Genomic DNA, 25,216 nt, shown 5'->3' with positions numbered 1-25,216 from the left:
ACCCCGCCGTACATCAAACGGGGTCATCGTAAGGATATGCACGGCCAGGGCCCGAAAGCCCTGGCCGTGCTGCTTTGAAAAGGAATAGGTGCTGAAAACAGCCCTTGGCTAACAGTGATTCATGTCAGGGAAATGACGCCCTGCTGTCTGGACCATGGCGATGAAAAGACCTAGGTGTTCGGTCCAGGAGATCGCCGAATGACCAAGCCGCCGCTGACATTATATCTGGCCGCCCCGCGCGGATTCTGTGCCGGAGTGGACCGCGCCATCAAGATCGTGGAAATGGCGCTGCAGAAATGGGGCGCGCCGGTCTATGTGCGCCATGAAATCGTGCATAACAAATTCGTCGTCGACGGGCTGCGCGCCAAGGGCGCGGTGTTTGTCGAGGAACTGGATGAATGCCCCGACGACCGCCCGGTGATCTTTTCGGCGCATGGCGTGCCGAAATCGGTGCCCGCCACGGCGGCGCGGCGCGAGATGATCTATGTGGATGCGACCTGCCCTCTGGTCTCGAAGGTGCATGTCGAGGCGCAGCGCCATGCGGATGCGGGGCTGCAGATGATCATGATCGGTCATAAGGGCCACCCGGAAACCGTCGGCACCATGGGGCAACTGCCCGAGGGCGAGGTTCTGCTGGTCGAAACAGTCGAGGATGTGGCCGAGGTCGCGGTGCGGGACCCCGAAAAGCTGGCCTTTGTCACCCAGACCACCCTGTCGGTGGATGACACCAAGGACATTATTGCGGCGCTCGAGGCGCGGTTCCCTGCGATCGTCGGGCCGCACAAGGAAGACATCTGTTATGCCACCACCAACCGGCAAGAGGCGGTAAAGGCGGTTGCGCCGAAATCCGACGCGCTGCTGGTGGTGGGCGCGCCGAACTCGTCCAACTCGCGCCGTCTGGTCGAGGTAGCCGCGCGCGCGGGCTGCAATTACGCGCAACTGGTGCAGCGCGCGACCGAGATCGACTGGCGCGCGCTGGAGGGCATTTCCAGTGTTGCCATCACTGCCGGGGCCTCGGCCCCCGAGGTGCTGGTGAACGAGGTGATCGACGCCTTCCGCGACCATTACGATGTGACCGTCGAACTGGTCGAGACCGCCGTGGAAAACGTCGAATTCAAAGTGCCCCGCGTCCTGCGGCAACCGGCATGAGCGGCATCCCCCGCGCGCCGCTGTTTCTGGGGCTGGCCGGGCTGATCCCGTTTGTCTGGGGCGCGCTGACCTATCTGAGCGGTGATCTGAACGATTGGGGCCGGCAGGAACTGGGGTCGCGGTTCGTGGGGCCGTATATCCAGTTGTTCTATGGCTCGGTCATCCTGAGCTTTATGTCGGGCGTGTTGTGGGGTTTTGCCACCAAAACCTCGGGCAGCAAGGCGGCAACCTGTTACGCGCTGTCGGTGCTGCCCGCGCTGTGGGCGTTTTTCATGACCGGTGGCGGGCCAGTCGGTGCCGGGACGAATCTGATGTACGGGTTCGCCGGGTTACTCGTGCTGGATGCGCTGTTCTCGTACTGGCGGCTGACCCCGGTCTGGTGGATGCGCCTGCGCATCTTGCTGACCTGCGTGGTCTTGGCCTGTCTTGCGGTAGGAGTTTACCTGTGAGTGACGAACGAACGATCGACGCCTATACGGCGCGCGTGGCTGACTATCTGAAAATTCCCCTGCCCCCTGAACAGCTTGAGGCGCGGCAGGCTTTTGCCGACGCCGTTGGCGCGGGTGGGTATGTGCTGGATCTGGGCTCGGGGCCGGGATCGGACAGCGCGTTTCTGATGCGGCAGGGGTTGAAGGTGCGGGCGCTGGACGCCACACCTGCCTTTGTGGACCATGCGCGCGAGAACGGCGTGGATGCGCATCTGGGGACCTTCGATAATGTCACGGAAGTGGCTGAATATGACGGCATCTATGCCAGCTTTTCCCTGCTGCACGCCCCCCGCGCCGATTTTCCGCGCCATCTGGGCGCGATCCACGCGGCGCTGAAACCCGGTGGTCAACTGTTCCTTGGTATGAAGCTGGGCACGGGCGAGCACCGCGACGGCATCGATCGATCCTATACCTATTACTCGGAGGCCGAGATTGAGGCCGCGCTGGCAGAGGCCGGGTTCACCATCGACCGCAGCGTCAAAGGGGTGGGCAAAGGTCTGGCCGGGTCATATGACGGGTTCATTCTGGTGTTTGCCCATGCCTGATCTTTTTGCCTATACCGACGGAGCTTGTTCCGGCAATCCCGGCCCCGGCGGCTGGGGCGTGCTGTTGCGCGCGATGGATGGCGAGACTGTCCTGAAAGAGCGCGAGCTGAGCGGCGGCGAGGCGGAAACCACCAACAACCGGATGGAATTGCTGGCCGCGATCAGTGCGCTAGAGACACTGGAGCGGTCCTCGAAACTGACCATCGTGACCGACAGTGCCTATGTGAAGAACGGCGTGACGGGCTGGATTTTCGGCTGGAAGCGGAATGGCTGGAAGACCTCGAACAAGAAGCCCGTCAAGAATGTCGATCTGTGGCAGCGGCTGGACGAGGCAGCGCAGCGGCATGATGTGACCTGGGAATGGGTCAAGGGCCATGCAGGCCACCCCGAAAACGAACGCGCCGACGAACTGGCGCGCGCAGGCATGGCCCCGTTCAAGCCGGACAAGGCCGGATCATGAGCGGGCTGGCGATGCTGGACTATGCCTCGGTTTTTGTGTTTGCGCTGACCGGGGCGCTGGTGGCCAGCCGGGCGCAGCTGGACCTGATCGGCTTTGCCTTTATCGCCTGTCTGACGGCGGTGGGCGGCGGCACCGTGCGCGACCTGCTGCTGGACCGGCATCCGGTCTTCTGGGTTGGCCAGCCCGATTACATCCTGATCGCCTGCGGCGCGGCGATCCTGGTCTTTTTCACCGCCCATCTGGTCGAGAGCCGCTATAACCTGCTGATTTGGCTGGACAGTTTCGCCCTGTCAATCGCCGTGGCCGCGGGCACGGCGGCGGCGCTGTCGATGGGGCAGTCGGGGCTGATCGTCGTCCTGATGGGCATCAACACCGGCTGTCTGGGCGGGCTGATGCGCGACGTGGTCTGCAACGAGGTCCCCTTGGTACTGAAACAGGGCGAGCTTTACGTCTCATGCGCGCTGGCCGGGGCGCTGACGGCGGTGCTGTGCCTGCGTCTGGGGCTTGAAACCCTGCCGGCGCTGGCACTATGCGCCCTTGTCTGCTGGGCGCTGCGGGCCGGGTCGCTGCTGTTTGGCTGGCGCTTGCCGGTCTACAAGGCACGGCCGCCGCGCAGCTAGGATGAAGATGCTGACAAGATACCCCGCTCTGGCCGCTGCTTTGCTGCTGGCGGCCTGTTCTCAGCCCTACAGCCCGGTCAGCTTCACCGCCCGGGGCGATCAGATCGTTGCCAGCGGCACCATCGACCACACCACGCTGAGCGCGTTTGAAGAGGTGATCGCCGACAATCCCGGGGCGCGGACGCTGGTGCTGCAGAACATCGAAGGCTCGGTCGATGATGACGCCAATGTGGTCTTCAGCCGCGTGGTGCGCGCGGAAGGGTTCGATACGGTGGTGCCCTCGGGCGGGCTGGTCGCCTCGGGCGGGACCGACCTGTTTCTGGCGGGCAACCGGCGGGTACTGGAGCCCGGGGCCTGCGTCGGCGTCCACAGTTGGGGCGGCGGCGGGTATGTGGCCGCGGACCTGCCCAAGGGGCACCCGGAACATGACCGTTATCTGGAGTATTTCGGGGATATCGGCGTCGATCCGGCCTTTTATTGGTTCACGCTGGATGTCGCATCCGAGGATGAGATGCACTGGATGACCGCAGCCGAGGCGAACCGGTTCGACATGACCACGCGCGCGGCCCCTGCGTTGGGATCGGCGGCTGCGTGTGAGGCGCGATAGCGGTCAGCGCTGTCTGTAGGTCTGCCACAGCCAGATCACCAGCAGCGCCCCCAACACGGCGCCGACAAAACCCGACAGCCAGCCCATCATCGTGATCAGAGTGCGCAGGATCAGCCCGCCCACCAGCGCGCCGATGATACCGATCAGCATGGTGGTGGGAATGTCGGCCTCGATCCGCATCAGGCGGGTGGCGAGGAACCCGGCGGCGGCACCGATGATGATCAGGGCGACGATGGGCATGTCACTTCCTCCAATGGGTGGGCACGATGATCAAGGCACCGATCGAAGACAGCACCGCGTCCAGACCGGGCGGGCCAAAGCTGATGCCGAACATGATGCGGACAAAATAGAACAGGAAGGCCCCGCCGACGCAGATGATGATGGATGGCAGGTATCCGTTATGGGTAAAGCCGGTCTTCTCGGACAGGTAGCCGACGATGCCGGCAATCACGACGGTGCCCATCAGGATCATGAACATGGCGCTACTCCGGCAACAGGTGGGTGCCGGCCGGGATGGGCCAGCCCCGCAGAAACGTGTCCCTGTCCTGCGCGCCCTTGCCGGCCCGTTGCAGGCGCAGCAGCTCGACCGCGCCGGTGCCACAGGCCACGGTCAGCTGATCGTCCAGCACCTCGCCCGGAGTGCCCTGCCCTTGGGCCACACGCGAGGCCAGCAGCTTGATGCGGTCGCCCTGAACCTCTGTCCACGCGCCGGGGAACGGAGACAGACCTCGGATGTGCCGGTCGACCTCGGTCGCGGGGGCGGACCAGTCGATGCGCGCCTCGGATTTGTCGATCTTTTCGGCATAGGTCGCGCCCTCATCGGGCTGTGGATCGGGGGTGAGGTGCGGCAGATCGGACAGGGCCCTGACAATCAACGCCGCCCCGATGGCCGAAAGGCGGTCCTGCAGCCCGGCGGTGGTTTCCTCGGGCCCGATATCGGTGGCCTCGCGCAGCAGGACGGGGCCGGTGTCCAGTCCGGCCTCCATCTGCATGATGCAGATGCCCGTTTGCGCGTCGCCCGCCATGATCGCGCGGTGGATCGGCGCGGCCCCGCGCCAGCGCGGCAGCAAGCTGGCATGGATGTTCAGGCAGCCCTGGGCGGGCGCATCCAGGATCGGTTGCGGCAGCAGCAGCCCATAGGCCGCAACCACCGCCACATCGGCGTTCAGCGCGGCAAAGGCAGCCTGTTCCTCGGGCGATCTCAGCGAGCGGGGATGGCGCACCGTCAGGCCCAGCGCCTCGGCCCGCGCATGGACCGGCGTGGGGCGGTCTTTCTTGCCACGACCGGCAGGCCGGGGGGGCTGACAATAGACGGCGGCGATCTCGTGGCCTGCATCGACCAAGGCGTCCAGCACCGGGACCGAGAAATCGGGGGTTCCCATGAAGATTATACGCATCCGTCCCTCCGTAGGATGGGGTTTCACCCCGTCTTCTTTGCCTTGCGCAGCAGCATGTCGCGTTTGACCTTGCTGAGCCGGTCAAAATACATCCGCCCGTTCAGATGATCGATCTGGTGCTGCACGCTGGTCGCCTCGATGCCGACGAAATCGCGGCGGTCGATCTGGCCCTGTTCATTGAGGAATTTCACCGTCACCGCACGGGGGCGTTTCACCTTGGCTGAGACGCCGGGCAGGTTCGGGCTGGCCTCGTCATGCTCGCGCAGCTCGACCGAGCTGTGCAGGATCTCGGGATTGGCCAGACGCACCGCCCTGCCCCGCTGGGTCGAGCCATCCACCACGGCCAGCCGCAGCATCACCCCGATCTGCGGCGCGGCGAGGCCGACGCCGGGCATCGCCTCCATCGTGTCGATCATGTCATCCCAGATGGCGCGGATGTCGTCAGTGATCTCGGGCACGTCCTGGGCCTTGGTGCGCAGGCGCTTGTCGGGCCATGGCAGGCAGGTGCGCACAGTCATAGACGCGCCTTTTCGCGTTTCAGCTTTTGCATCTTACGCGTGATCATCTGGCGTTTGAGCGGCTTGAGATAGTCGATGAACAGCTTGCCGTTCAGATGGTCGATCTCATGCTGTACGCAGGTCGCCCAGAGGTTATCGAAGGTTTCCTGCTGCAGGTTGCCGTCACGGTCCAGCCATGTGACGTCCACCGTTTTGGGGCGGGTGACCTCGGCATATTGCTCGGGGATCGACAGGCAGCCTTCCTCGTAGACATTGGTCTCGTCCGACGACGCAATGACCTCGGGGTTGAACATCACCAGCGGTCGCGGGGCCTCGCCTTCTTCCTTGACGCAATCCACCACGATCAGCCGATCCAGTACGCCGATCTGTGGCGCGGCCAGACCGATGCCGGGCGCGTCATACATCGTCTCCAGCATGTCGTCGGCCAGTTTGCGCAGGTCGTCGGTGATGTCGGCCACCGGCGCGCAGACCTTTTTCAGGCGGGGATCGGGATGGATCAGGATATTGCGTTTCATGGGGCTGATTTAGGCCATCGCGCCCGCCACCGCAACGGCCCCCTTGCACATGGCGGAATTGAGGTTAGCTTTCGCCTCGACAGATGGAGATGACATGACTTTCAACGACCTGATCGACCGCCGGGGCACGCAGTCTTCGAAATGGGACAAGATGGAGCGTCTGTACGGCGTCTCGCCCGAGGATGGGCTGGCGATGTGGACCGCCGATTCCGACTATGCCACCGCACCTTGCGTGATCGAGGCGGTACGCAAGGCTGCCGATCATGGGGCGTTCGGCTATTCGTGGATGTATCCGGAGTATCTGAACGCGATCCAGTGGTGGATGAAGACCCGCCACAATTGGGAGATCGACACCGATTGGGTGCTGACCTCGCAAGGGTTGGGCAACGCGATAGCGCTATGTCTGGATGTCTGGAGCGAGCCGGGGGATGGGATCGTCATCTTCTCGCCCGTTTATCACGAGTTTGCGCATAAGGTGAACAAGGCGGGCCGTCGCGTGGTGGAATGCCCGCTGGTGCGGGACGGCGAGACCTATGCGCTGGATCTGGATGATGCGCAGTCGCGGTTGGACGGGTCCGAAAAGCTGCTGCTGTGGTGCTCGCCGCAGAACCCCTCGGGCCGGGTCTGGACGCCGGACGAGTTGCGCGCGGTGGCGGCATTTGCCGAACGCAACGGGTTGATCCTGGTCTCGGATGAGATTCACCATGATCTGGTCTATCCGGGCCATACCTTCGTGCCGATGGATGTGGCCGCGCCGGAGGCGCGGGCGTGGACCGTGACGCTGACGGCGGCATCGAAGACGTTCAACATCGCGGGCCAGCGCACCGGCAACATGATCATACCCGACGCCAAGCTGCGGGCCGAGATGAAGCACCGGTTGCAGACGCTGGATTATGACCCCAGCGCGCTGGGGGTGGCGATGATCACCGCCGCCTATTCGCCCGAAGGCGCGGCGTGGGTCGACGCGCAGGTCGCGCATCTGGCCGAGAACTGTCGGGTGTTCGACGCCGCCATCGCCGAGATTCCGGGCCTGTGGTCGATGCCGCTGCAGGCGACCTATCTGGCTTGGGTCGATTTCTCGGGCACCGGGATGGATCACGATGAATTCGTGAAGCGTCTGCGAGAGGATGCGCGGATCGCCACATCCTCGGGCCCCGGGTTCGGCACCGGCGGTGAAACCTTCGAGCGGTTCAATCTGGCCACGCAACGCGCACGGGTGGAAGAAGCCTGCACACGCCTGAAGGCAGCCTTCGGCGATCTGCAATAAGCCGAACAGACGGAGAAGCCCCATGCCCGAGACCCTTTTTGCGCTGCCGGACATCCCAAACATCCCGGTGCAGGGGGAACAGGCGACCTATCCGATCGGGCGGATTTTCTGCGTGGGTCGCAACTATGCCGCCCATGCAGCCGAGATGGGGCATGAGGTCGACCGCCAGACGCCGTTCTATTTCACCAAATCCGCGCCCAACGCGGTTTTGACGGGCGCATCTGTGCCGTATCCCGCGGGCACCGAGAACTATCATCACGAAATGGAACTGGCCGTTGCCATCGGCACACCGGTTTTTCAGGCTACTGCGGCGCAGGCCCATGCCGCAATCTTTGGCTATGGGTGCGCGCTGGACATGACGCGCCGCGACTTGCAGATCCGCGAACGCAACAAACAGCGCCCCTGGGATCTGGGCAAGGATGTGGAAAATGGCGCGGTCTTTGCGCCGCTGACCCGTGCGGATCATTGGAGCCCATCGGGTGACAAACGCATCCACCTGAGCGTCAATGGGAAGGTGACACAGGATGCCACATTGTCAGAGCTGGTCTGGAAGATCGACGAATTGATCTGCCATCTGTCGGGTTTCTATCACCTGCGCCCCGGCGATCTGATTTTGACCGGAACGCCCGCCGGTGTCGGACCCGTGGTCGCCGGAGACCGCATCGAAGGCGGCATTGATGGGCTGGCCCCCGTGCAACTGACCCTGACGGACCCCGACTAGTCCGCCCAGTACCCGAGAAACCTGAGGCCCAACAGCTGCCGCCGAGGCATCGGTTCGAAAGTCAAAAGCCGCGCGGCTCAGTCGCGGTTTTCAAGCAAGGCGATCGGCGCATCCGGCGCGCGGTAGAAGTCCAGCGGAGCCCGATCGGCCGCCACGGTGCTGCGCTTGAATTCATAGCGCATCTCACCCACCGCTTCCTCATCCGCGATGATCAGGCATTGATACAGGTGATTGGCCCCGTCATAGATATCGACCAGACCGCGCAGGCGCGGCGTGGTTTCGGCCTCGACGGTGAAACCATCCTTCCACAATGTCAGAATTTTATAGCTACTGTTGCCGGTTTCGACACGCAAACGGCTGGATTTCTTCAATGCCGCGATTCGGGCCGCATCCAATTCGGCGCGAATCTCCTTTGAAACATAGGTACTCATTACAAATTTCCCCCTTCAATACCCTCTATTGTGGAACAGCTTTTGTAAAAATCCAGTGAACTGCGCCCCTTGGCCCACAGGATTTGTGATCTGTTGCGCAACCGTCCCGGGCTGTGCGCAGGCGCAGGCCAGATGCGCGCGCGGTGAAATAGGAACCAGGGCCGCAGCGGCCTATCTTTGCTGAAATCGCAATGCGGAGGAATGATGATGGGCCTGCTTGTCGACGGCAAATGGCATGACACGTGGTATGATACCAAATCCAACGGCGGGGCGTTCAAACGCTCGGCCGCGCAGTTTCGCAACTGGATCACCGCCGATGGCGCGCCCGGCCCCTCGGGGCGCGGCGGGTTCGAGGCGGAAAGCGGGCGCTATCACCTGTATATCAGCCATGCCTGCCCCTGGGCCCATCGCACGCTGATCTTTCGCGCGCTCAAGGGGCTGGACGATCACATCGCCGTCTCGGTGGTGCATCCCGACATGCTGGACAAGGGCTGGACCTTCGCGACGGATACCGAGGGCGCGACGGGCGACCGGCTGTTCGGGCACGACTTTGCCCATCAGCTTTATACCCGCGCCGATCCCAACTATTCGGGCCGGGTCACGGTGCCGATCCTGTGGGATAAGGTGGAAAAGACCATCGTGTCGAACGAAAGCTCGGAAATCATCCGCATGTTCAATTCGGCCTTTGACGGAATCACCGGCAATACCGACGATTACTGGCCCGAGGCGATGCGCGACCAGATCGAAGAGGTCAACGCGCGCATCTATTCCGACGTCAATAACGGGGTCTACAAATCGGGCTTTGCCACCACGCAAGAGGCCTATGACGCCGCCGTCGGTCCGCTGTTCGACACGCTGGACTGGCTGGAAGACCGGCTGGGCCGCAACCGTTACCTGATGGGCGATCGCATCACCGAGGCCGACTGGCGGCTGTTCACCACGCTGATCCGGTTCGATCCGGTCTATCACCTGCATTTCAAATGCAACCGCCGGCGGCTGGTCGATTATCCGAACCTATGGGCCTATACCCGCGAGCTGTATCAGTGGCCCGGCGTGGCCCAGACGGTGCATATGGACCATATCGTGCGCCACTATCATTACAGCCATGACAGCATCAATCCGCACCGGATCATCCCGACAAACCCAGTTCTGGATTATTCAGAACCGCATCGGCGGGATCAGCGCCCGGCGGCGTAATGTTCGACCATCGCCGCCAAGTCCTCGGGCGGGGTCGAGCTTTGGACATAGGCGCAGGCATTGGCGCTGTGGGCAAAGATCGACCCGTCCGAGAAGAAGGTGGTGTTGGTGACAAAGATCACCCGCGCGTCCGGGCGGCGATAGCTGGCAAAATCGGCCACCGCCAGAGCGCTGCCGGTTTCCAGAACCAGATCCAACACGATGATATCGAAGGCCGTCCCGTAAAGCGCCAGAATGGCGGCCTCTTGCGTTTCGACCAATGTGACCTCGGCCCCCTGCCTTTGCAGATGCCGCTGCCAGACCCGACCGAGGTCGGGGTTACTCTCAACAATCAGTACTTTCATTTGCAACAACCTCGGCACGTGATATGGGTGAATAAGTGCCGACCCCTGTGGTCCGTGATCACGCGATTTCCTTAACAAAGTGTTAACGATGCCTGCACAGGCCCGTGATCCGGCGGATTCGCTTGTGCGAACGGCAAAAATCCGCTTGAAGCAGCAAGACTTGGCGATTCCGGCAGGGGCAGATGGTGGAAACGGTAGACAGATTGAATCCCCGGAGCGCACGCGATCATGGCGGCGGGCTGGACGGGGCAATGGCGCGCTTTGGCGGCGCGCGAGGCGACTGGATCGACCTGTCGACCGGGATCAACCCGCACGCTTACCCGGTCGCGGGGCTGCAGCCTGCGGATTGGATGGAACTGCCTGATCATGGCGCGTTTGAACGGCTGTCGGACGCAGCACGCAGCTTCTGGAGCGTACCGGACGAGGCAGTAATCCTGCCTGCACCCGGAGCGTCGGCTCTGATTGCGCGGATGCCCGCATTGGCGCAAGCGGGCCGGGTGCAAATCACCTCGCCCACCTATAACGAACACGCCGCCGCCTTTACCGCGCAAGGCTGGCAGGTGCAGGAGACCGGCCCGGCCGAAGCGCGCGTCATCGTGAACCCCAACAACCCCGATGGGCGTATCTGGGACACGGATGACGCCGATGCCCCCCTTACGGTGATTGACGAGAGCTTTTGCGATGTGACGCCCGAGGCTTCGCTGATCCATCTGGCGGGACAACCGGGCGTCGTGGTCCTGAAAAGCTTTGGCAAGTTCTGGGGGCTGGCGGGTCTGCGTCTGGGCTTTGCCATTGGCCATCCCGACCTGATCGCGCAGCTGAACGATCTGACCGGGCCGTGGGCGGTCTCCGGCCCCGCGCTGCGGATCGGCGCGCAGGCGTTGCGCGATGTGCACTGGGCCGAGGAAACGCGGGTGCATTTGGAGAATGAGGCGACGCGATTGGATCAGCTTGTGCTGGCAAAGGGCGCGCATCTGGTCGGCGGCACCAGCCTGTTCCGGCTCTATGAGGTTGATAACGCCGCCGCGTGGCAGGATCGCCTTGCCCACGCGCATATCTGGAGCCGCATCTTCCCCTATTCCACAGCTTATCTGCGCCTCGGCCTGCCGCCTGATACCGGCTGGACCCGGTTGGAGGCGGCGCTGTGAGCACCGCCTTCGTCCTGATCTGCGCACTGTGTCTGGACGCCGTTCTGGGCGAGCCGGACTGGCTGTGGTTGCGCCTTCACCATCCGGCGGTGTTGATCGGGAACATTATTGGCTGGTTGGACAAACGCCTGAACCACGGCACGCAGCGGCGACTCAAGGGGATCACGGTGGTTCTGCTGCTGGTGCTGGGGGCGTATGCTCTGGGTCGGGTTATTGCGCCGCTGGGACCGATTGCCGAGATCGTGATCTGCGCGATCCTGCTGGCGCAGAAGTCGCTGGTGCAACACGTCCGCGCCGTTGGCGACAGGTTGCGGGCCTCGCTGGCTGAGGGGCGCTTGCAGGTGGCGATGATCGTCTCGCGCGACACGCGTGACATGAGCGAGGCACAGGTCGCTCGATCCGCCATCGAAAGTGCAGCCGAGAACCTGAGTGACGGGGTGATTGCCCCAGCCTTCTGGTTTCTGGTCGCGGGACTGCCGGGGCTGTTGATCTATAAGGTGATCAATACTGCCGACAGCATGATCGGTTACCGCAACGAGAAATACGCGGCCTTTGGCTGGGCCGCCGCACGGCTGGACGATCTGCTGAACCTGATCCCGGCGCGGCTGACATTCTTGCTGATCGTTGCGCTGTCCGGCCAATGGTCCCGCTGGGCCGAGATGGTGCGGGATGCCCGCCGTCACGTCTCACCCAACGCAGGCTGGCCCGAGGCGGCGATGGCGCGCGCGCTCAACGTCGCGCTGGCCGGGCCGCGCAGCTATGACGGCCAGTTGCGTGATCTGGCCTGGGTCAACGGCGATGCCCCGCGTGACATCGGCACGGCGGAGATTTTCCGCGCCTGTGACATGCTGTGGCGCGTCTGGGGGCTTGCGCTTGGGCTGATCTCGGTGTGGGTTGGGATCAACATGATCTTTTGAAGGACGCCGGATGCGCTTTCTCTCTGCCCTCGTGGCCACCGCCCTGTTCGCCTCGCCCGCCTTTGCCCAATGCGGCGGCGGCTTCAATTCTTTCGTGAAGGGCCTGAAATCCGAAGCGGTGGAGCGCGGGTTCGACACCGCAACCGTCAACGCCTTCTTCCAAGGCGTCCAGCAGGACAATGCGGTGCTGAAAGCCGACCGGGCGCAGGGGGTGTTTCAGAAACCATTCATCGAGTTCTCACGCCATCTGATCTCGCAAAACCGGATCGACCGGGGCAAGGCGATGGCGCAGAAATACGATGCGGTGTTTGACCGGATCGAGGCGGAATACGGCGTCTCGCGCGGGGTGCTGCTGGCCTTCTGGGCGTTCGAGACCGACTACGGCGCGTTTCAGGGTGATTTCAACACCCGCAACGCGCTGGTGACGCTGGCCCATGACTGCCGCCGCCCCGAACTGTTCCGGCCGCAGATCTTCGCCGCCATCGAGCTGTACGATCAGGGCGATTTCGACCCTGCGCGCACCACCGGCGCTTGGGCCGGTGAGATCGGCATGGTGCAGATGCTGCCGCAGGACATTCTGGAGAACGGGGTGGATGGCGATGGGGATGGTCAGGTCTCGTTGAAAACCTCGGCCCCTGATGCGCTGATGTCAGGGGGCAAGATGCTGTCGCATCTGGGCTGGCAGCCGGGCCAGCCGTGGCTGCAAGAGGTTACAGTGCCCGCAGATATGGACTGGTCGCTATCGGGGCCGGGCAAGCCGCGCGCCGTGTCTGACTGGCAGGCGATGGGCGTCAAGGCGCGCAGCGGGTCGCTGACCAACCTGCCCGCGTCGCTGATCCTGCCGCAGGGGCACAAAGGGCCCGCCTTTCTGGCCTATCCCAATTTCGACGTCTATTTCGAATGGAACCAGAGCTTTGTCTATGTCCTGACCGCCGCCTATTTCGGGACGCGGCTGGAGGGTGGACAGATTTATGATGCAGGTAACCCGGCACCGGGCTTGTCGGGTGCGCAGATGAAACAGCTGCAGAGCAAGCTGCAGGCGCGCGGTCATGATGTCGGCAAGATCGACGGCATTCTGGGCGCGGGAACGCGGGCTGCGGTTCAGGCCGAGCAGGTGCGGCTGGGGTTGCCAGCGGATGCATGGCCGACGGCGGAGTTGTTGGGGCGGTTGTAGCAGATTGGGAGTTTCTGGCACGACCAAACAAAACTGAGCATTCGTAGACCAGTTAAAGCAGAAAAGAATGGACAAAAAACAGGAATAAAGTGCCAGTCTTGCCATGTGCCCTAAAGGCAGTCATACAACCTTTACGATAGTCGCGAATTCATTTTCTGAGGAACTAAAACTGTTACGCATTGCTGGTCTATTTATCTTACTGTCGTCGCTGCCACATCTGACACTGGCCCAAACTACAACGTCCAGATGTGGGCGCGTGAACGTCCCACCTCAGAGCGAAGCGCTTGTGCTTGATCGCAAGGGCGGCATTAAGCGCAAGCTGGGACCCGGAACGCACTTTTGTACCCCATTGCTGGAAAACGTAATTATTGAGGAAACCATACCTGAAAGATACGTAGGCGAAGAAAGCTCCGAAATGATTGATGGATGCAACATTACGGTATTTGTTGTCTGGAGGATCGCGGATTTGGAAGTTTATCATGCCAAAGGGCGCGAAGCTGCAACTCCGCTGATCCGGCAAAAGATCAAAGACGCAATTGATCGCGCGCACGCATCCGAATTGGAACAAGGAGAAATTCACTCTTTTGTTCAATCCACACTCCGAAAGGAAGCGCAGCCACTGAAACAAATCGGAGTGAGGTTAATCCGCGCCTTCCCGCGCTCTGGTAACTGTACGCTAAATTAAGAAGCAATCAGAGAAGGTCGGCATATTTGGGATGTGCCATACTTGCACATGGCGGCAGAACCCGAGGCTTTTGAAAGAGACGTCACTCTGGTCTGACCGGATACCGGTTCCCCTTCTCATCAATGAGGATCAACCGCTCGCCACTGCGCACATACAGATCACACCGGCTAAACCCGTTGCGATAGGCGATACAGATGCTGCCATCCTCGGCGATGGAATAGGTGCCAAAGGCGGATTCTCCGCTGGCGTATGTGTAGGAATAGGCCCCGCCGGCCGAGTATTTGGACTGACCGTCATCGAAAAAGGTCAGGGTGCGGCCAGCCAGACCGTTCAGTTCCTCGGCGGATAACGGGATATCTCCGGGTTTGGTGGCCCATTCGGCGGCGATCGCCGGGCTGGCAGCCAGCAAAGCGAGGATCAGATAGCGGGTCATGCGGGCAGTCTAGCCCGAAGCGCCCTGCAACAGGCATAACGATGCAGTTATCGGTCAGGCGACCATCTGCTCGGCCTTCTTCAGGTCAACCGAGACCAGCTGGCTGACGCCCTGTTCCTGCATGGTCACGCCAAACAGCCGGTCCATCCGCGCCATGGTCACCGCGTGGTGGGTGATGATCAGGAACCGTGTGTCGGTCTGCCGGCACATCTCGTCCAGCAGGTCGCAGAAGCGCGTCACGTTGGCATCATCCAGCGGGGCGTCGACCTCGTCCAGCACACAGATCGGGGCCGGGTTGGCGAGGAAGACGCCAAAGATCAGCGCGGTGGCGGTCAGGGTCTGTTCGCCGCCCGACAACAGGCTGAGGGTCGAGAGCTTCTTGCCCGGCGGCTGGCACATGATTTCCAGACCTGCATCCAGCGGATCGTCGCTTTCAACCATGACCAGATTGGCCTCACCACCGCCAAACAGGTGCTTGAACAGCATGGCGAAGTTCGAGTTCACCTGTTCAAACGCGGTCAGCAGGCGTTCGCGGCCTTCTCGGTTGAGGCTGGCGATGCCGCTGCGCAGGGCTTTGATCGCCTCTTCCAGATCCGCCTTTTCGCCGTTCAGCGTGTCGAATTCTTCCTGAACCTCTTTGCTATCTTCTTCAGCCCGTAGGTTCACTGCGCCCATAGCATCGCGCTGGCGTTTGTGGCGGTTGACCTCGGCCTCAAGCGCATCGGCAGCGGGCATCTGATCGGGATTCACGTCCAACTGGTTGAGCAACTGGTTGGGGGTCAGCTGCTGATCCTCGGCGATGCGTTCGGCGGCCGCCATCACGCTTTCCCTGGCGGCGTCACAGCGCGCCTCGGCTGCCGCGCGGCTTTCGCGAGCTTCCGAGGCCAGACGTTCCGCTTCGCGTTCGGCCAGCACAACCTCGCGCTGCGCGGTTTCGGCCTCGGCCAGCTCATCGGCGGCTTCGGCACGGCGGGTTTCGGCGGTTTCGATCAGCTCGTTCAGCTCTTCGCGCGCCTCGGCAATCTCGCCGGGGGCGGCCATGGCCTCTTGCAGTTCTTCTTCCGAGCTTTCCTTGCGTTCAGCCAGTTCCGCGATGCGTTTTTCCGCTGTTTCAAGACGATGCTTCCAGCCGCTGAGGTCTTTGGTGACTTCTTGGCTACGCCGGGTGCGGGCCTCGCCCTCACGGCGCAATTCGTCATGGGTCGAGCGGTGGGTCAGCATGGTGATCCGTGCGGCCTCGACCGTCTGCTTGAAGTCTTCGACCTGCGCGCGGGCGCTGTCGAGATCGCCCAGACCGGTCAACGCGCCTTCGGCCTCGCGCAGTTGGGCGCGGGCAGACATGGCGTCTTCTTTGTGGCGGTCGACGGCGAGGGTCAGGGTTTCCAGCTTGCCCTGCGCAAGATTGCGATCCGCCTCGGCCCGACTCAGCTGGCGCGCGGTGTCGGCCATGCGCTGATCGGCGGCGCGGCGGGCCTCGCGCGCGCGGCGGTCGGCTTCGGTCACGTCGGCCAGTTGCTGCGACAGCGCCTCATGCGCAGCGCGGGCCCCGTCAGCTTGCGCCTCGGTGCGGGCGAGTTCCTGTTTCAGCGTTTCCAGCTTGTTGAGCTGTTCCAAACGCAGGGCGGCGGCGCTTGGGGCATCCTCGGCCCAGGCGCGGAACCCGTCCCAGCGCCACAGGTCGCCCGAGCGCGAAACCAGCCGTTGACCCGGCTTCAGCGAGGCTTGCAGGCGAGCGCCCTGATCCGCGTCGACCAGACCAATCTGCGCAATGCGGCGGCTGAGGCGGTCGGGGCCGGAGATATGCAGGGCTAGCGGTTCAGCCCCATCGGGCAGCGGTTGATCGGCGTCATAGCCTGCAACCTGCACCCAGCCAGATGGCCCGTCGCCTTCGACCAAAGGCGCGCGCAGGTCATCGGCCAAAGCCGCGCCCAACGCCTTTTCATAGCCCGGTGCCACCCGCAGCAGGTCCAGCACCTGTCCGCCTTCGGCGGTGTCGCGTTCGACCAGTTTGGCCAGCGCGGTGGTTTCGGCCCGGATCGCGCCCAGCTCACCTTCGGCCTCTGACCGCTTGGCACGGGCCTCGGCCTCACGCGCCTGCGTATCATGGCGCAGCTCATCGGCGGCGGCGAGCGCTTCTTCGGCAGCCTCGGCGGCTTCGCGGGCTTCCTCTTCGCCCTCTTGCGCGGCCTCGAACGCCTCATTGGCGCGGATCAGGGCGGTTTTGGCGTCATCCACGGCAGCGCGGGCTTTTTCCTCTTCGCCCTCGGACCGGGCCAGAGTCTTGCGGCTGTCTTCAACCAGCCGCTGCGCCGATTGGTGACGGGCGACCAGGCGGGCCATGTCTTCGGTCTGCTGCGAGAGGTGATCTTCGCGATCCTGCAGAACCGACGCGGCCTCGCGGGCGATCTCGGCAGCCTCAGCGACCTTTTCGTCATAACCTTCGGCGGCTTTGGCAAGCTCCCGGGCCTCCCACTCCAGCCGTTCAATCATCTCTCCCGCATCCCGGTTCAGGCCGGATTCGCGTTCGATATCGTTGCCAAGCTGCTGGATGCGGTTGGTCAGGGTTTCAATGGTCTGGCGGGCGCGGGTTTCCTGATCGCTCAGCTGATCGCGCTGCACCATCTGGCGCTGCAGAACGGCGGCGGCGATGGCCTCTTCCTCGCGCAGGGGTGGCAGGGTTTCTTCGATCTGGGCGCGTTTAGCAGCGGCTTCGCGGGCCTCGGCCTCGGCGCGCGAGGCTTCGGTCAGCCGGTCACGCAGCTTTTCTTCTGCCGCTTGACGGGCCATGTCGGCCTCTTTCCAGCGGCGATAGAGCAGCATCCCTTCGGCTTGACGCAGCTGCTCGCCAATCTCGCGGTATCGCGCGGCCTGACGGGCCTGACGAGCGAGTTGCGCCAGTTGGCCGCCCAACTGTTCCAGCACGTCATCGACTCGGGTCAGGTTGGCCTCGGTGCCTTTCAGCTTCAACTCGGCCTCATGCCGACGTTGATAAAGACCGGAAATACCCGCAGCTTCTTCCAGAATGCGGCGGCGGGCGCGGGGTTTGGCGTTGATCAGTTCGGCAATGCGGTTCTGCCCCACCAGCGCAGGCGAATGCGCCCCGGTCGAGGCGTCGGCGAACAGCATCTGCACATCGCGGGCGCGGACGTCCTTGCCGTTGGTCTTATAGGCGCTGCCCACGTCGCGAGTGATGCGGCGCACGATCTCAAGCTGGTCGCTGTCGTTGAAGCCGGAAGGCGCCAGCCGTTCCGAGTTGTCCATGGTCAGGACCACCTCGGCAAAGTTCCTCGCTGGCCGGGTCGCGGCACCGGCAAAGATCACATCCTCCATCGCGCCACCGCGCATGGATTTGGGTCGGTTTTCGCCCATCACCCAGCGCAGGGCTTCCAGAAGGTTGGATTTGCCGCAGCCATTGGGACCCACCACACCGGTCAACCCGTCCGCGATGATCAGATCGGTCGGGTCGACAAAGCTTTTGAAGCCGGTCAGTTTGAGTTTGCTGAAACGCAATGGCTGCTCTTGATATGATTCCTCTGACTACAAAGTCTGCGCAAGGGATAGCGTAGGTGTCAACGTGATTGCGCAGGATATGGGTCATTCGCCCGAGTTATCCACAACATCTTGGCAAAACTACGCGCAGGCCCGCGTATCTCAGTACGGTGTGCATTCAAAGACCTGATAGCCGTATCCGCCCGAATAACCATAGTTGACGCATTCGTAGGAGCGCATCATCAGCGCGCCGAATATCAGCTTTTCACCCAGTTCGCGGTCGCAAGCCAGCACCCCCACGGTCACCGCTGCATCGCCCAGAACATCCAGCAACGGACAGCCCGAAACCTGCGCCATGGCCAGCGCGGCGCGGTCACGGATCGGACCCAGACGCGGGGCGTATTGGGGGTTTATGCGCACCGCCTCGGCCAGCGCGTCCCTGACGCGGACGTCAAAGACGCTGCCGTTGACCTCGACCCGCGTCGCGGGCAGGCCGTGGAAATGAGGCGAACCGCCCGAACAGGCGGCAAGAAACAGGAAGGCAAAGAGGCGGATCATGCCGCCTTTCTAGCGGCAGAATGGTTAACGAAACCTTTCGCAGGGTCAGCCGCGCAGCACCTCGCCCAGCCGACGGATACCTTCGCGGATCGTGGCCTCGTCCGAGTTGGAAAAGCTCAGCCGGATGGTGTTGGCCCCGGTCTCGTCGGGGTAGAACGCCTGACCGGGGACAAAGGCCAGTTTGACCGTCTCTAACGCCCGGGCGAGCAGGTCTGCCCCGTTCATACCCTTGGGCAGGGTGACCCAGACGAACATGCCGCCCTCGGGGCGGGTCCAGTCGACACCGTCGGGCATGTGGTCCTGAAGCGCCTCAAGCATCGCATCGCGGCGCGAGGAATAGGTCTGGCGCAGCATGGGAACGTGGGTATCGAACCGGTCCCGCGCCACCTGATACACCGCCATCTGGTTGATGGTCGAGGAATGCAGATCGGCCGCCTGTTTCAGCAGCACCAGTTGCGAGATCACCGGTTTCGCCGCAGCCACCCAACCCAACCGCAAACCCGGCGACAGGGTTTTCGAGAAACTGCCGCAATAGATCGTCCGGCAGTTCTCGATCGACCCCTTGCGCGCAATTTCCAGTGCGAGGATCGGAGGGATCGGGTCGCCGTCATAGCGCAAGGCCTGATAGGCTCCGTCCTCAATCACCGCACAGTCCAGATCGTCGGCCAGATCCAATAGGGCTTCCCTGCCCCGCTGATCAACGGTTTCGCCGGTGGGGTTCGAGAAATCGGCAGAGAGATAGGCGAACTTGATCGGGCTGCCCCCGGCGGCGGCCCGGTATTCGGCGGCGCCGCGATTGCCGTTGATGCTAAGCTGATCGAAGCGCGGTTCATAGGCGTCAAAGGCGTTGAGCGCGCCCAGATAGGTGGGCCAGCCGACCAGCGCAGTATCGCCCGGCGACAGGAACAGCTTACCCAAGTAGTCCAGCGCCTGCTGCGAGCCAGACGTGATCAGGATGTTGTCGCTGTCACAGTCCACTCCGATCCCGCGCATATGACCGGCCAGCCAGTCGCGCAGCGGCGCATAGCCTTCGCTGACCGAATATTGCAATGCCTGCGCCTGAAGATCGGGACCCAGTGCGCTTTGGAAAGCCTCGGCAAAGGCGTCTGCTGGAAACAGCGCCGGATCAGGGATGCCGCCCGCGAAGGAAATGATACCGGGCTGGCCCAGCAATTTCAGCAATTCGCGGATTTCGGATGCTTTCATCCGGGACGTGCGGGTGGAGAATAAGTGATCCATCGACTCGGGCCTCCTTTGCCTTGGTGGAGCCTAGGGAGGTCGCGCATTAAGTCAACATCTCTGACCTAGTGTTTCAATCAACGTGAGAGGGGTGTTCTTGAACGTGCCCCGGATACGTGGTCATATCACTTGACCAATTTGACATGATGACGTGATGCCTTTCCAGAAAGTTCAGACCGAGAAACTGTCTCTCGCCGTTGTGCGCCAGATCGAGTTGCTGATCCTGCGCGGCATCCTGCGCCCTGGCGAACGCCTGCCATCCGAACGCGAACTGGCCGAACGCATGGGTGTGTCGCGCCCGTCGCTGCGCGAGGCGATCTCGGACCTGCAGGATCAGGGATTGCTGGCCGCCAAGGCCGGATCGGGCATCTATGTGGCCGAGGTTCTGGGCTCGGCCTTTTCGCCCGCGCTGACCCGGCTGTTCGGCAATCATGACGAGGCGGTGTTCGACTACCTCTCATTCCGCCGCGATATGGAGGGGCTGGCGGCCGAGCGGGCCGCGCGGATGGGGTCGGGCAGCGATCTGAAGGTGGTACAGACCATTCTGGACAAGATGGAAGCCGCACACGCACGCAACGCTGCCGAGGAAGAGGCGCATCTGGACGCCGAGTTCCACATGGCGATCATTGAGGCCAGCCATAACGTGGTGATGCTGCATATGATGCGGTCGATGTTCGATCTGCTGCGGCAAGGCGTGTTCTACAACCGCCAGATCATGTTCCAGCAACGCACCACCCGCGACGCCATTCTGGACCAGCACCGCGCCATTAACACCGCCCTGCAGGACCGCGACCCCAAGGGCGCGCGGCGGGCGGTCGAAGATCACCTGAACTTTGTCAAAAGCTGCATGGCCGATCAGCAGAAGGCCCTGCGCAATGAAGAGATCGCACAGCAGCGGCTAAAGCACGAGACGGGCGAGGCCTGACGGCAGACCCGGACTTGACGCAACGTACGCGCGCCATATACTACTGAGTAGCATCGGAGAGCATCATGAGCGTCAAAGCCTCAGTATCCCTGACAGAGTCACAGGATTCCTATGCCCGCGAGCTTGTGGCGCAGGGCCATTACCCCAGCCTCAGTGCCGTGGTGCAACAGGGGCTGGAGCTGATGCGCGCGCAGTCCCAGACCACCGACGCGCTGCGCGAATTGCTGGATCGCCGTCGGAGGGGCGCATTTGTCGAACTGGACGATGGCAAACAGCGCACCCGGGACATGATCGCGCGCAAACGGGCAGAGCGTGGCCTATAAGATCCTTCGGGCCGCCGCAGTCGATCGCGATTTCGAACAGATATTCGACTTTCTTGTCGGAGACGGCGCTGCATTTCGGTGAAAGCGCCGAAGACGCCTTTCTGCGCGCCGAGACCCGGCTGGCCGAGATTGAAACCAGTCTGGAGCGATTGGCCGAGGTGCCACATCAAGGCACATTGCGCCCGCATCTGGGCGCGGGCATTCGCAACGTCACCAAGGACCGCGCCGTCATCTATTTTGACACCGATGACGAGGCGCACCTGCTGCGGGTCTTGGCCGTATTCTACAGCGGGCAGGATCATGACGCCCGCATCTTGCTGAGGCTGCTGTCGTAACGAAAAAACCCGAGCGCGGGGCGCTCGGGTTTCTCAATTCGTATGATCCAGCGGATCAGTGCAGCTTTTCACCAACATCCGCGATGGCGGCGTCGATCAGCTTGTTCGCCTGTGTGGCGGTCATCTGCTTGGCCAGAACCGCGTTGGCTGCGGAAACAGCCACCGTGATGGCCTGATCGCGCACCTCTTTCACAGCCGAAGCCTCGGCCGATGCGATCTGATCCTGCGCGGCTGCCAGACGGCGGGCGATGGATTGTTCCAGATCGGCCTTGGCCTGCTCGGCCGCGCGAACGGCGTCTTCGCGGGCTGCCTCGACGATGGCGTCGGCCTGACCCTGAACTTCGCGCTGCTTGCGCTCGTACGAGGCAAGCAGGCTGCGCGCTTCTTCATGCAGGGCGCGGGCTTCGTCCAGTTCGGACTTGATGCCTTCGGCCCGGTTGTCCAAAGCGCCGCCGATCATGCCGGGGACCTTGAAGTAGAACAGGACCGCGATGAAGACGATGAAGCCCAGAAGGACCACAAAGTCGGTGTTGCCAAGCGAGAAGAACGGGCCGCTTGCGGCCAGCGCGGGGCTGGCGGCACCGACGGTCAGGATAAGGGCAAGAGTGTTCCGCATGTCACTTATCCTTTCGTCTGCGCGTCTACGGCACTGTTGATGGCTTTGGCATCCGCCTCGCCGCCCAGTGCTGTGACCAGTTCAGCCGCCGTATCCTTGGCAACCACTTGAATGCTTTCCAGCGCACCGGCACGGATTTCGGCAATTGCCTTTTCCGATTCAGCCGCCTTTGCAGCGATTTCCGCATCCGCCTTGGCAATCGCGTCATCCAGACCAGACTGGATTTCGGCGCGCGCCTCAGCAGCGATACGCTGCGCTTCGGCACGGGCATCGGCCAGCGCCTTGTTATAGGCCTCTTCGGCCTCGACCGCCTTGGCCTTCAGATCTTCGGCCGCAGCCAGGTCATTTGTAATGGTCCCCTGACGCTCAGCCAGGATTGCCGCGATGCGGGGCAAAGCCACGCGAGACAGGACCAGAAAGATGACGACCAGCGTAATGACCAGCCAGAAAATCTGGTTGGGGAACCAATCGAAGCAGAGCTGCGGCATACCGATCGCCGACCCATGAGAGTCAACGCAGGTGCCAGCTACTTCTTTGGCAAGGGGTTCAGTCGCCATGATGTCCTCCGTCGGAACGTTGTCTTTACAACAGGTGGGCCGCTATGGCTTGGGCCCACCTGCGCGTAAGGATCAGGTTCCGCAGATTAGACGGCGAACATCAGCAGCAGCGAGACCAGGAATGCAAAGATGCCCAGCGCTTCTGCGAATGCGATACCGATGAAGAGGGTTGCGGTCTGCGAAGCAGCCGCCGAAGGGTTGCGCAGGGCGCCGGCCAGGAAGTTGCCTGCAACGTTGCCCACCCCGATTGCGGCTGCGCCGGAACCGATTGCTGCCAGGCCTGCGCCGATGTGTGCGAGATCGCCTTCCATGATGTGTCTCCTTACGAATTGGAAGTTTCGATGTTGGGTGTTCGGACCTTAGTGCGACGGATGCAGCGCATCCTTCAGGTAAACACAGGTCAGAATGGTGAAAACGTAGGCCTGAATGAAGGACACGAGGACCTCAAGGCCATACATTGCGGTGATCGCCAGAACCGACACGGGGGAGATCACGGCAATCGCGGCAAAGCCTGCGAACACTTTGATCACCGCGTGGCCTGCCATGACGTTACCGGCAAGACGAATGGAGTGGCTGACCGGGCGCACAAAGTACGAGATCAGCTCGATAATCGCCAGAACCGGGCGCAGCGCCAGCGGGGCGCTGGAGACCCAGAACAGGCCCAGAAACGCAGCACCGTTCTTGACGAAACCCAGAACGGTCACGGTCAGAAACACGGCCAGCGCCAGCGGGATGGTCACGGCGAAATGCGATGTGGTGGTGAAGGATGTGGGGATCATGCCCAGGAAGTTCGCGCAAACGATGAACATGAACAGGGTCATGACATAGGGGAAGTACTTGACGCCTTCCTTGCCGCAGATGTCTTCCAGCATCTTGTAGATAAAGCCATAGGCCAGTTCGGCCACCGACTGCATCCGGGTCGGAACAATCGCGCGCTTCGAAGTGCTGAGAACCAGCAGACCAAAGATCGCCGCAATCGCCAGGAACATCCACAGGGTCACGTTGGTGGGCGTGTACCAGGCAATCGCACCGTCGCCAAAGAGCGGCTTGACGATGAACTGGTCCATCGGGTGGAAAACCAGGCTGCTGCCTTCTGCTGCGGTGGTCTCGGTCGCCACGTTCAGTCCCTCTCGTCCTTCTCGGCAGCTGTCGCCGCCTCTTGTTTCTTTTGAACCTCAGTCGCGCTGCGGAGCATAACCTTCACGCCCGCGACAAGGCCCAGCAATGTGAACAGCACCAGAAAGATCGGGATCGTCCCGAGCAGGCTGTCCAGCCCGTATCCGATGCCAAATCCGATCCCCAGACCGGATACCATTTCGATGACCATCCTCCAGGCAAGCTCGCCCCCGGACACGTCAGCATCTGCGCGGGGCTTGGGCGCTTTGGCCTTTTTCGCCGCTTCGATCTTGGCCTCAAGCTGCGCCATACGCTGCTTTTGGTCGTCATCGGTCACGGGCGGGTCCCTCGTACAGTCTTGGGTAGGGTGCTAAGGGGCGATGGGCGCAGAGTCAACGGGGTTGAGGTCGCAGGAGAGATGCCGGTAAGTCCAAGATTTTTATGCTAAAAATCTTGGACCCCTGCGACCGGGCGGTGGCGCGAAACTGGTGGATTGGGTGAAATCACCGGAATCCTCATATTCAACCTTTTGGTTGATCTTTCTCTGCCGGACCCCGCCGCAGGCGCCGGACAATCCGCCCGTCGATCAGCAGCAGGCCCGCAAAAATCGCCGCCATGCCCAGCAGGTGTTCAGGCCGCAGGGTCTCGCTCAGAACCCATGTGCCCAGCACCAACGCCGAGACCGGGGCGATCAGCGTCACGGTCGATATATTGGTCGGCCCCACCTTGGGCAGCAGCCAGTAGAACACGATGAACGCCACCGAGGTCAGCACAAACCCGATCATCATCAGCGAGGCCCAGGTCTCGGCCCGGGTGATATGCGGCAGCCCCTCCCGCCAAAGCGCCAGCGGAGCGATCGACAGCGTCGCACCGGTCAGGGCCAGCGCCACCAGAACCACCGGCTGCATATCCCGGAACGCGCGGGCGAAATTCACAGAGAAGGCATAGCAGACCGGGGCGAGAAGGATGAGCAAAACCGCCCAGAACTCGGACTTTTCCCCCGATTGCAAAAGCGGCAGGGACAGCACCACGATACCGGCAAAGCCGCAGACCACGCCCAGCGATTTGAGCAGCGTGGCCCGTTCGCCTCCGGGCCAGAAATGCGAGACGATGACGGCAAAGGCGGGTGTTGTGGCGTTCACGATCCCCGCCACGCCTGCGCCGATATACTGCTGGCCCAGCGCGTAGAACGCAAACGGCGCGGCATAGCTGAGCGCGCCGAAGCCCAGCAGGCCCGCCGCCCGGCCAGCGGTCAGGCTGACGGGCAGGCGCCGGCCCAGCACATAGGCCCAGCAGCCCAGCGCCCCGAACCCGACCCGGCCCATCGACACCGACAGCGGCCCAAGTTCGCGCAGCAAAATGGCGTTGAACATGAAGGACATGCCCCAGCCGATGCCGAGGATGCAGATCACCAGCCAGTATTTCAGCGCCATTGCCGCCCC

Annotated in this window: 33 protein-coding genes; 16 read left to right on the top strand and 17 right to left on the bottom strand. The window is 62.6% G+C overall.

Annotation, left to right across the window (positions count from 1 at the left end; all coding sequences use genetic code 11):
• Positions 1–198: 198 nt before the first annotated feature.
• From ispH to ACR1XV_RS19070, 6 genes are read left to right on the top strand one after another with little or no spacing between them, the layout of a single operon-like run.
• Positions 199–1,149 carry a 4-hydroxy-3-methylbut-2-enyl diphosphate reductase gene (ispH, locus tag ACR1XV_RS19095; RefSeq protein ID WP_480534269.1) on the top strand — a complete coding sequence of 317 codons (951 nt, stop codon included), beginning with the start codon at positions 199–201 and terminating at the stop codon, positions 1,147–1,149.
• Positions 1,146–1,598 (top strand): DUF3429 domain-containing protein, encoded by a 453-nt coding sequence (locus ACR1XV_RS19090; protein ID WP_480534267.1) that lies wholly within the window; start codon positions 1,146–1,148, stop codon positions 1,596–1,598. Before ispH ends, ACR1XV_RS19090 begins: the two co-directional genes overlap by 4 nt.
• Positions 1,595–2,182, top strand: coding sequence for a class I SAM-dependent methyltransferase (locus ACR1XV_RS19085; protein WP_480534265.1), 588 nt, complete (start codon positions 1,595–1,597; stop codon positions 2,180–2,182). Before ACR1XV_RS19090 ends, ACR1XV_RS19085 begins: the two co-directional genes overlap by 4 nt.
• A complete protein-coding gene (gene rnhA / locus ACR1XV_RS19080) occupies positions 2,175–2,642 on the top strand; it encodes a ribonuclease HI (protein WP_480534263.1) in 468 nt (155 codons plus the stop codon). Before ACR1XV_RS19085 ends, rnhA begins: the two co-directional genes overlap by 8 nt.
• Positions 2,639–3,262 carry a trimeric intracellular cation channel family protein gene (locus ACR1XV_RS19075; RefSeq protein WP_480534261.1) on the top strand — a complete coding sequence of 208 codons (624 nt, stop codon included), beginning with the start codon at positions 2,639–2,641 and terminating at the stop codon, positions 3,260–3,262. Before rnhA ends, ACR1XV_RS19075 begins: the two co-directional genes overlap by 4 nt.
• A gap of 7 nt (positions 3,263–3,269) precedes the next feature.
• Positions 3,270–3,869 (top strand): COG3904 family protein, encoded by a 600-nt coding sequence (locus tag ACR1XV_RS19070; protein ID WP_480534259.1) that lies wholly within the window; start codon positions 3,270–3,272, stop codon positions 3,867–3,869.
• 3 nt (positions 3,870–3,872) lie between these two features.
• Here the strand turns inward: ACR1XV_RS19070 and ACR1XV_RS19065 are convergent, their stop codons facing one another.
• Genes ACR1XV_RS19065 through def (ACR1XV_RS19045) form a run of 5 tightly spaced genes read right to left on the bottom strand, consistent with a single transcriptional unit; the run spans position 3,873 to position 6,299 of the window.
• Complete coding sequence (locus ACR1XV_RS19065; protein WP_480534257.1) at positions 3,873–4,109, bottom strand: GlsB/YeaQ/YmgE family stress response membrane protein; 237 nt, start codon at positions 4,107–4,109, stop codon at positions 3,873–3,875.
• A gap of 1 nt (position 4,110) precedes the next feature.
• Positions 4,111–4,347: a hypothetical protein gene (locus tag ACR1XV_RS19060; RefSeq protein ID WP_480534255.1), complete on the bottom strand. Its 237-nt coding sequence runs from the start codon at positions 4,345–4,347 to the stop codon at positions 4,111–4,113.
• 4 nt (positions 4,348–4,351) lie between these two features.
• On the bottom strand, positions 4,352–5,266 hold the full coding sequence (gene fmt / locus ACR1XV_RS19055; RefSeq protein ID WP_480534253.1) for a methionyl-tRNA formyltransferase: 915 nt from the start codon (positions 5,264–5,266) through the stop codon (positions 4,352–4,354).
• A gap of 23 nt (positions 5,267–5,289) precedes the next feature.
• Positions 5,290–5,784: a peptide deformylase gene (gene def / locus ACR1XV_RS19050; RefSeq protein WP_480534251.1), complete on the bottom strand. Its 495-nt coding sequence runs from the start codon at positions 5,782–5,784 to the stop codon at positions 5,290–5,292.
• The gene (def, locus tag ACR1XV_RS19045) at positions 5,781–6,299 is read right to left on the bottom strand and encodes a peptide deformylase (RefSeq protein ID WP_480534249.1); all 519 of its coding nucleotides are present in this window, start codon (positions 6,297–6,299) and stop codon (positions 5,781–5,783) included. The genes def (ACR1XV_RS19050) and def (ACR1XV_RS19045) overlap by 4 nt, the downstream gene beginning before the upstream one ends.
• Positions 6,300–6,393: 94 nt before the next feature.
• Between def (ACR1XV_RS19045) and ACR1XV_RS19040 the strand changes: the two genes are divergently transcribed.
• Together ACR1XV_RS19040 and ACR1XV_RS19035 are read left to right on the top strand one after the other, a co-directional pair.
• The gene (locus ACR1XV_RS19040; RefSeq protein WP_480534247.1) at positions 6,394–7,566 is read left to right on the top strand and encodes a MalY/PatB family protein; all 1,173 of its coding nucleotides are present in this window, start codon (positions 6,394–6,396) and stop codon (positions 7,564–7,566) included.
• A gap of 22 nt (positions 7,567–7,588) precedes the next feature.
• Positions 7,589–8,287, top strand: a complete 699-nt coding sequence (locus tag ACR1XV_RS19035; RefSeq protein WP_480534245.1) for a fumarylacetoacetate hydrolase family protein — start codon at positions 7,589–7,591, stop codon at positions 8,285–8,287.
• A gap of 77 nt (positions 8,288–8,364) precedes the next feature.
• Here ACR1XV_RS19035 and ACR1XV_RS19030 read toward each other — a convergent pair whose 3' ends face one another.
• Positions 8,365–8,718 carry a hypothetical protein gene (locus tag ACR1XV_RS19030; RefSeq protein ID WP_480534243.1) on the bottom strand — a complete coding sequence of 118 codons (354 nt, stop codon included), beginning with the start codon at positions 8,716–8,718 and terminating at the stop codon, positions 8,365–8,367.
• 207 nt (positions 8,719–8,925) lie between these two features.
• Between ACR1XV_RS19030 and ACR1XV_RS19025 the strand changes: the two genes are divergently transcribed.
• A complete protein-coding gene (locus tag ACR1XV_RS19025) occupies positions 8,926–9,915 on the top strand; it encodes a glutathione S-transferase family protein (RefSeq protein ID WP_480534342.1) in 990 nt (329 codons plus the stop codon).
• Here ACR1XV_RS19025 and ACR1XV_RS19020 read toward each other — a convergent pair.
• Positions 9,897–10,259: a response regulator transcription factor gene (locus ACR1XV_RS19020; RefSeq protein ID WP_480534241.1), complete on the bottom strand. Its 363-nt coding sequence runs from the start codon at positions 10,257–10,259 to the stop codon at positions 9,897–9,899. The genes ACR1XV_RS19025 and ACR1XV_RS19020 overlap by 19 nt on opposite strands.
• A 182-nt stretch (positions 10,260–10,441) precedes the next feature.
• Between ACR1XV_RS19020 and cobD the strand changes: the two genes are divergently transcribed.
• The 4 genes from cobD (at position 10,442) to ACR1XV_RS19000 (ending at position 14,183) form a co-directional block, all read left to right on the top strand.
• Positions 10,442–11,407 (top strand): threonine-phosphate decarboxylase CobD, encoded by a 966-nt coding sequence (gene cobD / locus ACR1XV_RS19015; RefSeq protein WP_480534239.1) that lies wholly within the window; start codon positions 10,442–10,444, stop codon positions 11,405–11,407.
• Complete coding sequence (cbiB, locus tag ACR1XV_RS19010; RefSeq protein ID WP_480534237.1) at positions 11,404–12,324, top strand: adenosylcobinamide-phosphate synthase CbiB; 921 nt, start codon at positions 11,404–11,406, stop codon at positions 12,322–12,324. Before cobD ends, cbiB begins: the two co-directional genes overlap by 4 nt.
• A gap of 10 nt (positions 12,325–12,334) precedes the next feature.
• Positions 12,335–13,498, top strand: a complete 1,164-nt coding sequence (locus ACR1XV_RS19005) for a lytic murein transglycosylase (protein WP_480534235.1) — start codon at positions 12,335–12,337, stop codon at positions 13,496–13,498.
• A 256-nt stretch (positions 13,499–13,754) separates the two neighbouring features.
• Entirely contained in the window at positions 13,755–14,183 is a 429-nt protein-coding gene (locus ACR1XV_RS19000) for an SPFH domain-containing protein (RefSeq protein ID WP_480534233.1), read from the top strand.
• Positions 14,184–14,265: 82 nt separating this feature from the next.
• Here ACR1XV_RS19000 and ACR1XV_RS18995 read toward each other — a convergent pair whose 3' ends face one another.
• The 4 genes from ACR1XV_RS18995 to ACR1XV_RS18980 form a co-directional block, all read right to left on the bottom strand.
• Positions 14,266–14,616: a hypothetical protein gene (locus ACR1XV_RS18995; RefSeq protein ID WP_480534231.1), complete on the bottom strand. Its 351-nt coding sequence runs from the start codon at positions 14,614–14,616 to the stop codon at positions 14,266–14,268.
• Positions 14,617–14,670: 54 nt separating this feature from the next.
• Complete coding sequence (locus ACR1XV_RS18990; protein WP_480534229.1) at positions 14,671–18,126, bottom strand: chromosome segregation SMC family protein; 3,456 nt, start codon at positions 18,124–18,126, stop codon at positions 14,671–14,673.
• 141 nt (positions 18,127–18,267) lie between these two features.
• Complete coding sequence (locus tag ACR1XV_RS18985; protein ID WP_480534227.1) at positions 18,268–18,663, bottom strand: hypothetical protein; 396 nt, start codon at positions 18,661–18,663, stop codon at positions 18,268–18,270.
• Between the two features lie 45 nt (positions 18,664–18,708).
• Complete coding sequence (locus ACR1XV_RS18980; protein WP_480534225.1) at positions 18,709–19,902, bottom strand: aminotransferase-like domain-containing protein; 1,194 nt, start codon at positions 19,900–19,902, stop codon at positions 18,709–18,711.
• Between the two features lie 154 nt (positions 19,903–20,056).
• On the opposite strand from ACR1XV_RS18980, the gene ACR1XV_RS18975 reads away from it, so the two are divergent.
• The 3 genes from ACR1XV_RS18975 (at position 20,057) to ACR1XV_RS18965 (ending at position 21,485) form a co-directional block, all read left to right on the top strand.
• Positions 20,057–20,827, top strand: coding sequence for a FadR/GntR family transcriptional regulator (locus tag ACR1XV_RS18975; RefSeq protein ID WP_480534223.1), 771 nt, complete (start codon positions 20,057–20,059; stop codon positions 20,825–20,827).
• A gap of 65 nt (positions 20,828–20,892) precedes the next feature.
• Entirely contained in the window at positions 20,893–21,150 is a 258-nt protein-coding gene (locus tag ACR1XV_RS18970; RefSeq protein ID WP_480534221.1) for a type II toxin-antitoxin system ParD family antitoxin, read from the top strand.
• A 53-nt stretch (positions 21,151–21,203) separates the two neighbouring features.
• Positions 21,204–21,485 (top strand): type II toxin-antitoxin system RelE/ParE family toxin, encoded by a 282-nt coding sequence (locus tag ACR1XV_RS18965; protein WP_480534219.1) that lies wholly within the window; start codon positions 21,204–21,206, stop codon positions 21,483–21,485.
• Positions 21,486–21,540: 55 nt separating this feature from the next.
• Here ACR1XV_RS18965 and ACR1XV_RS18960 read toward each other — a convergent pair whose 3' ends face one another.
• The 6 genes from ACR1XV_RS18960 to ACR1XV_RS18935 all read right to left on the bottom strand — a co-directional run bounded on the left by ACR1XV_RS18960 (position 21,541) and on the right by ACR1XV_RS18935 (position 25,207).
• Positions 21,541–22,101 (bottom strand): F0F1 ATP synthase subunit B, encoded by a 561-nt coding sequence (locus ACR1XV_RS18960; RefSeq protein ID WP_480534217.1) that lies wholly within the window; start codon positions 22,099–22,101, stop codon positions 21,541–21,543.
• A gap of 5 nt (positions 22,102–22,106) precedes the next feature.
• Entirely contained in the window at positions 22,107–22,658 is a 552-nt protein-coding gene (locus tag ACR1XV_RS18955; RefSeq protein ID WP_480534215.1) for a F0F1 ATP synthase subunit B', read from the bottom strand.
• 86 nt (positions 22,659–22,744) lie between these two features.
• Positions 22,745–22,969: a F0F1 ATP synthase subunit C gene (locus ACR1XV_RS18950; protein WP_005981269.1), complete on the bottom strand. Its 225-nt coding sequence runs from the start codon at positions 22,967–22,969 to the stop codon at positions 22,745–22,747.
• A 48-nt stretch (positions 22,970–23,017) separates the two neighbouring features.
• Complete coding sequence (locus ACR1XV_RS18945; RefSeq protein ID WP_170587982.1) at positions 23,018–23,776, bottom strand: F0F1 ATP synthase subunit A; 759 nt, start codon at positions 23,774–23,776, stop codon at positions 23,018–23,020.
• Between the two features lie 2 nt (positions 23,777–23,778).
• Entirely contained in the window at positions 23,779–24,111 is a 333-nt protein-coding gene (locus ACR1XV_RS18940) for an AtpZ/AtpI family protein (RefSeq protein ID WP_480534213.1), read from the bottom strand.
• 184 nt (positions 24,112–24,295) lie between these two features.
• Positions 24,296–25,207, bottom strand: coding sequence for a DMT family transporter (locus tag ACR1XV_RS18935; RefSeq protein WP_480534211.1), 912 nt, complete (start codon positions 25,205–25,207; stop codon positions 24,296–24,298).
• Between the last annotated feature and the right edge of the window lie 9 nt (positions 25,208–25,216).

The sequence above is a fragment of the Ruegeria sp. AD2(2025) genome (assembly GCF_056542385.1).
This window is presented reverse-complemented; position numbering and strand designations above follow the sequence as displayed.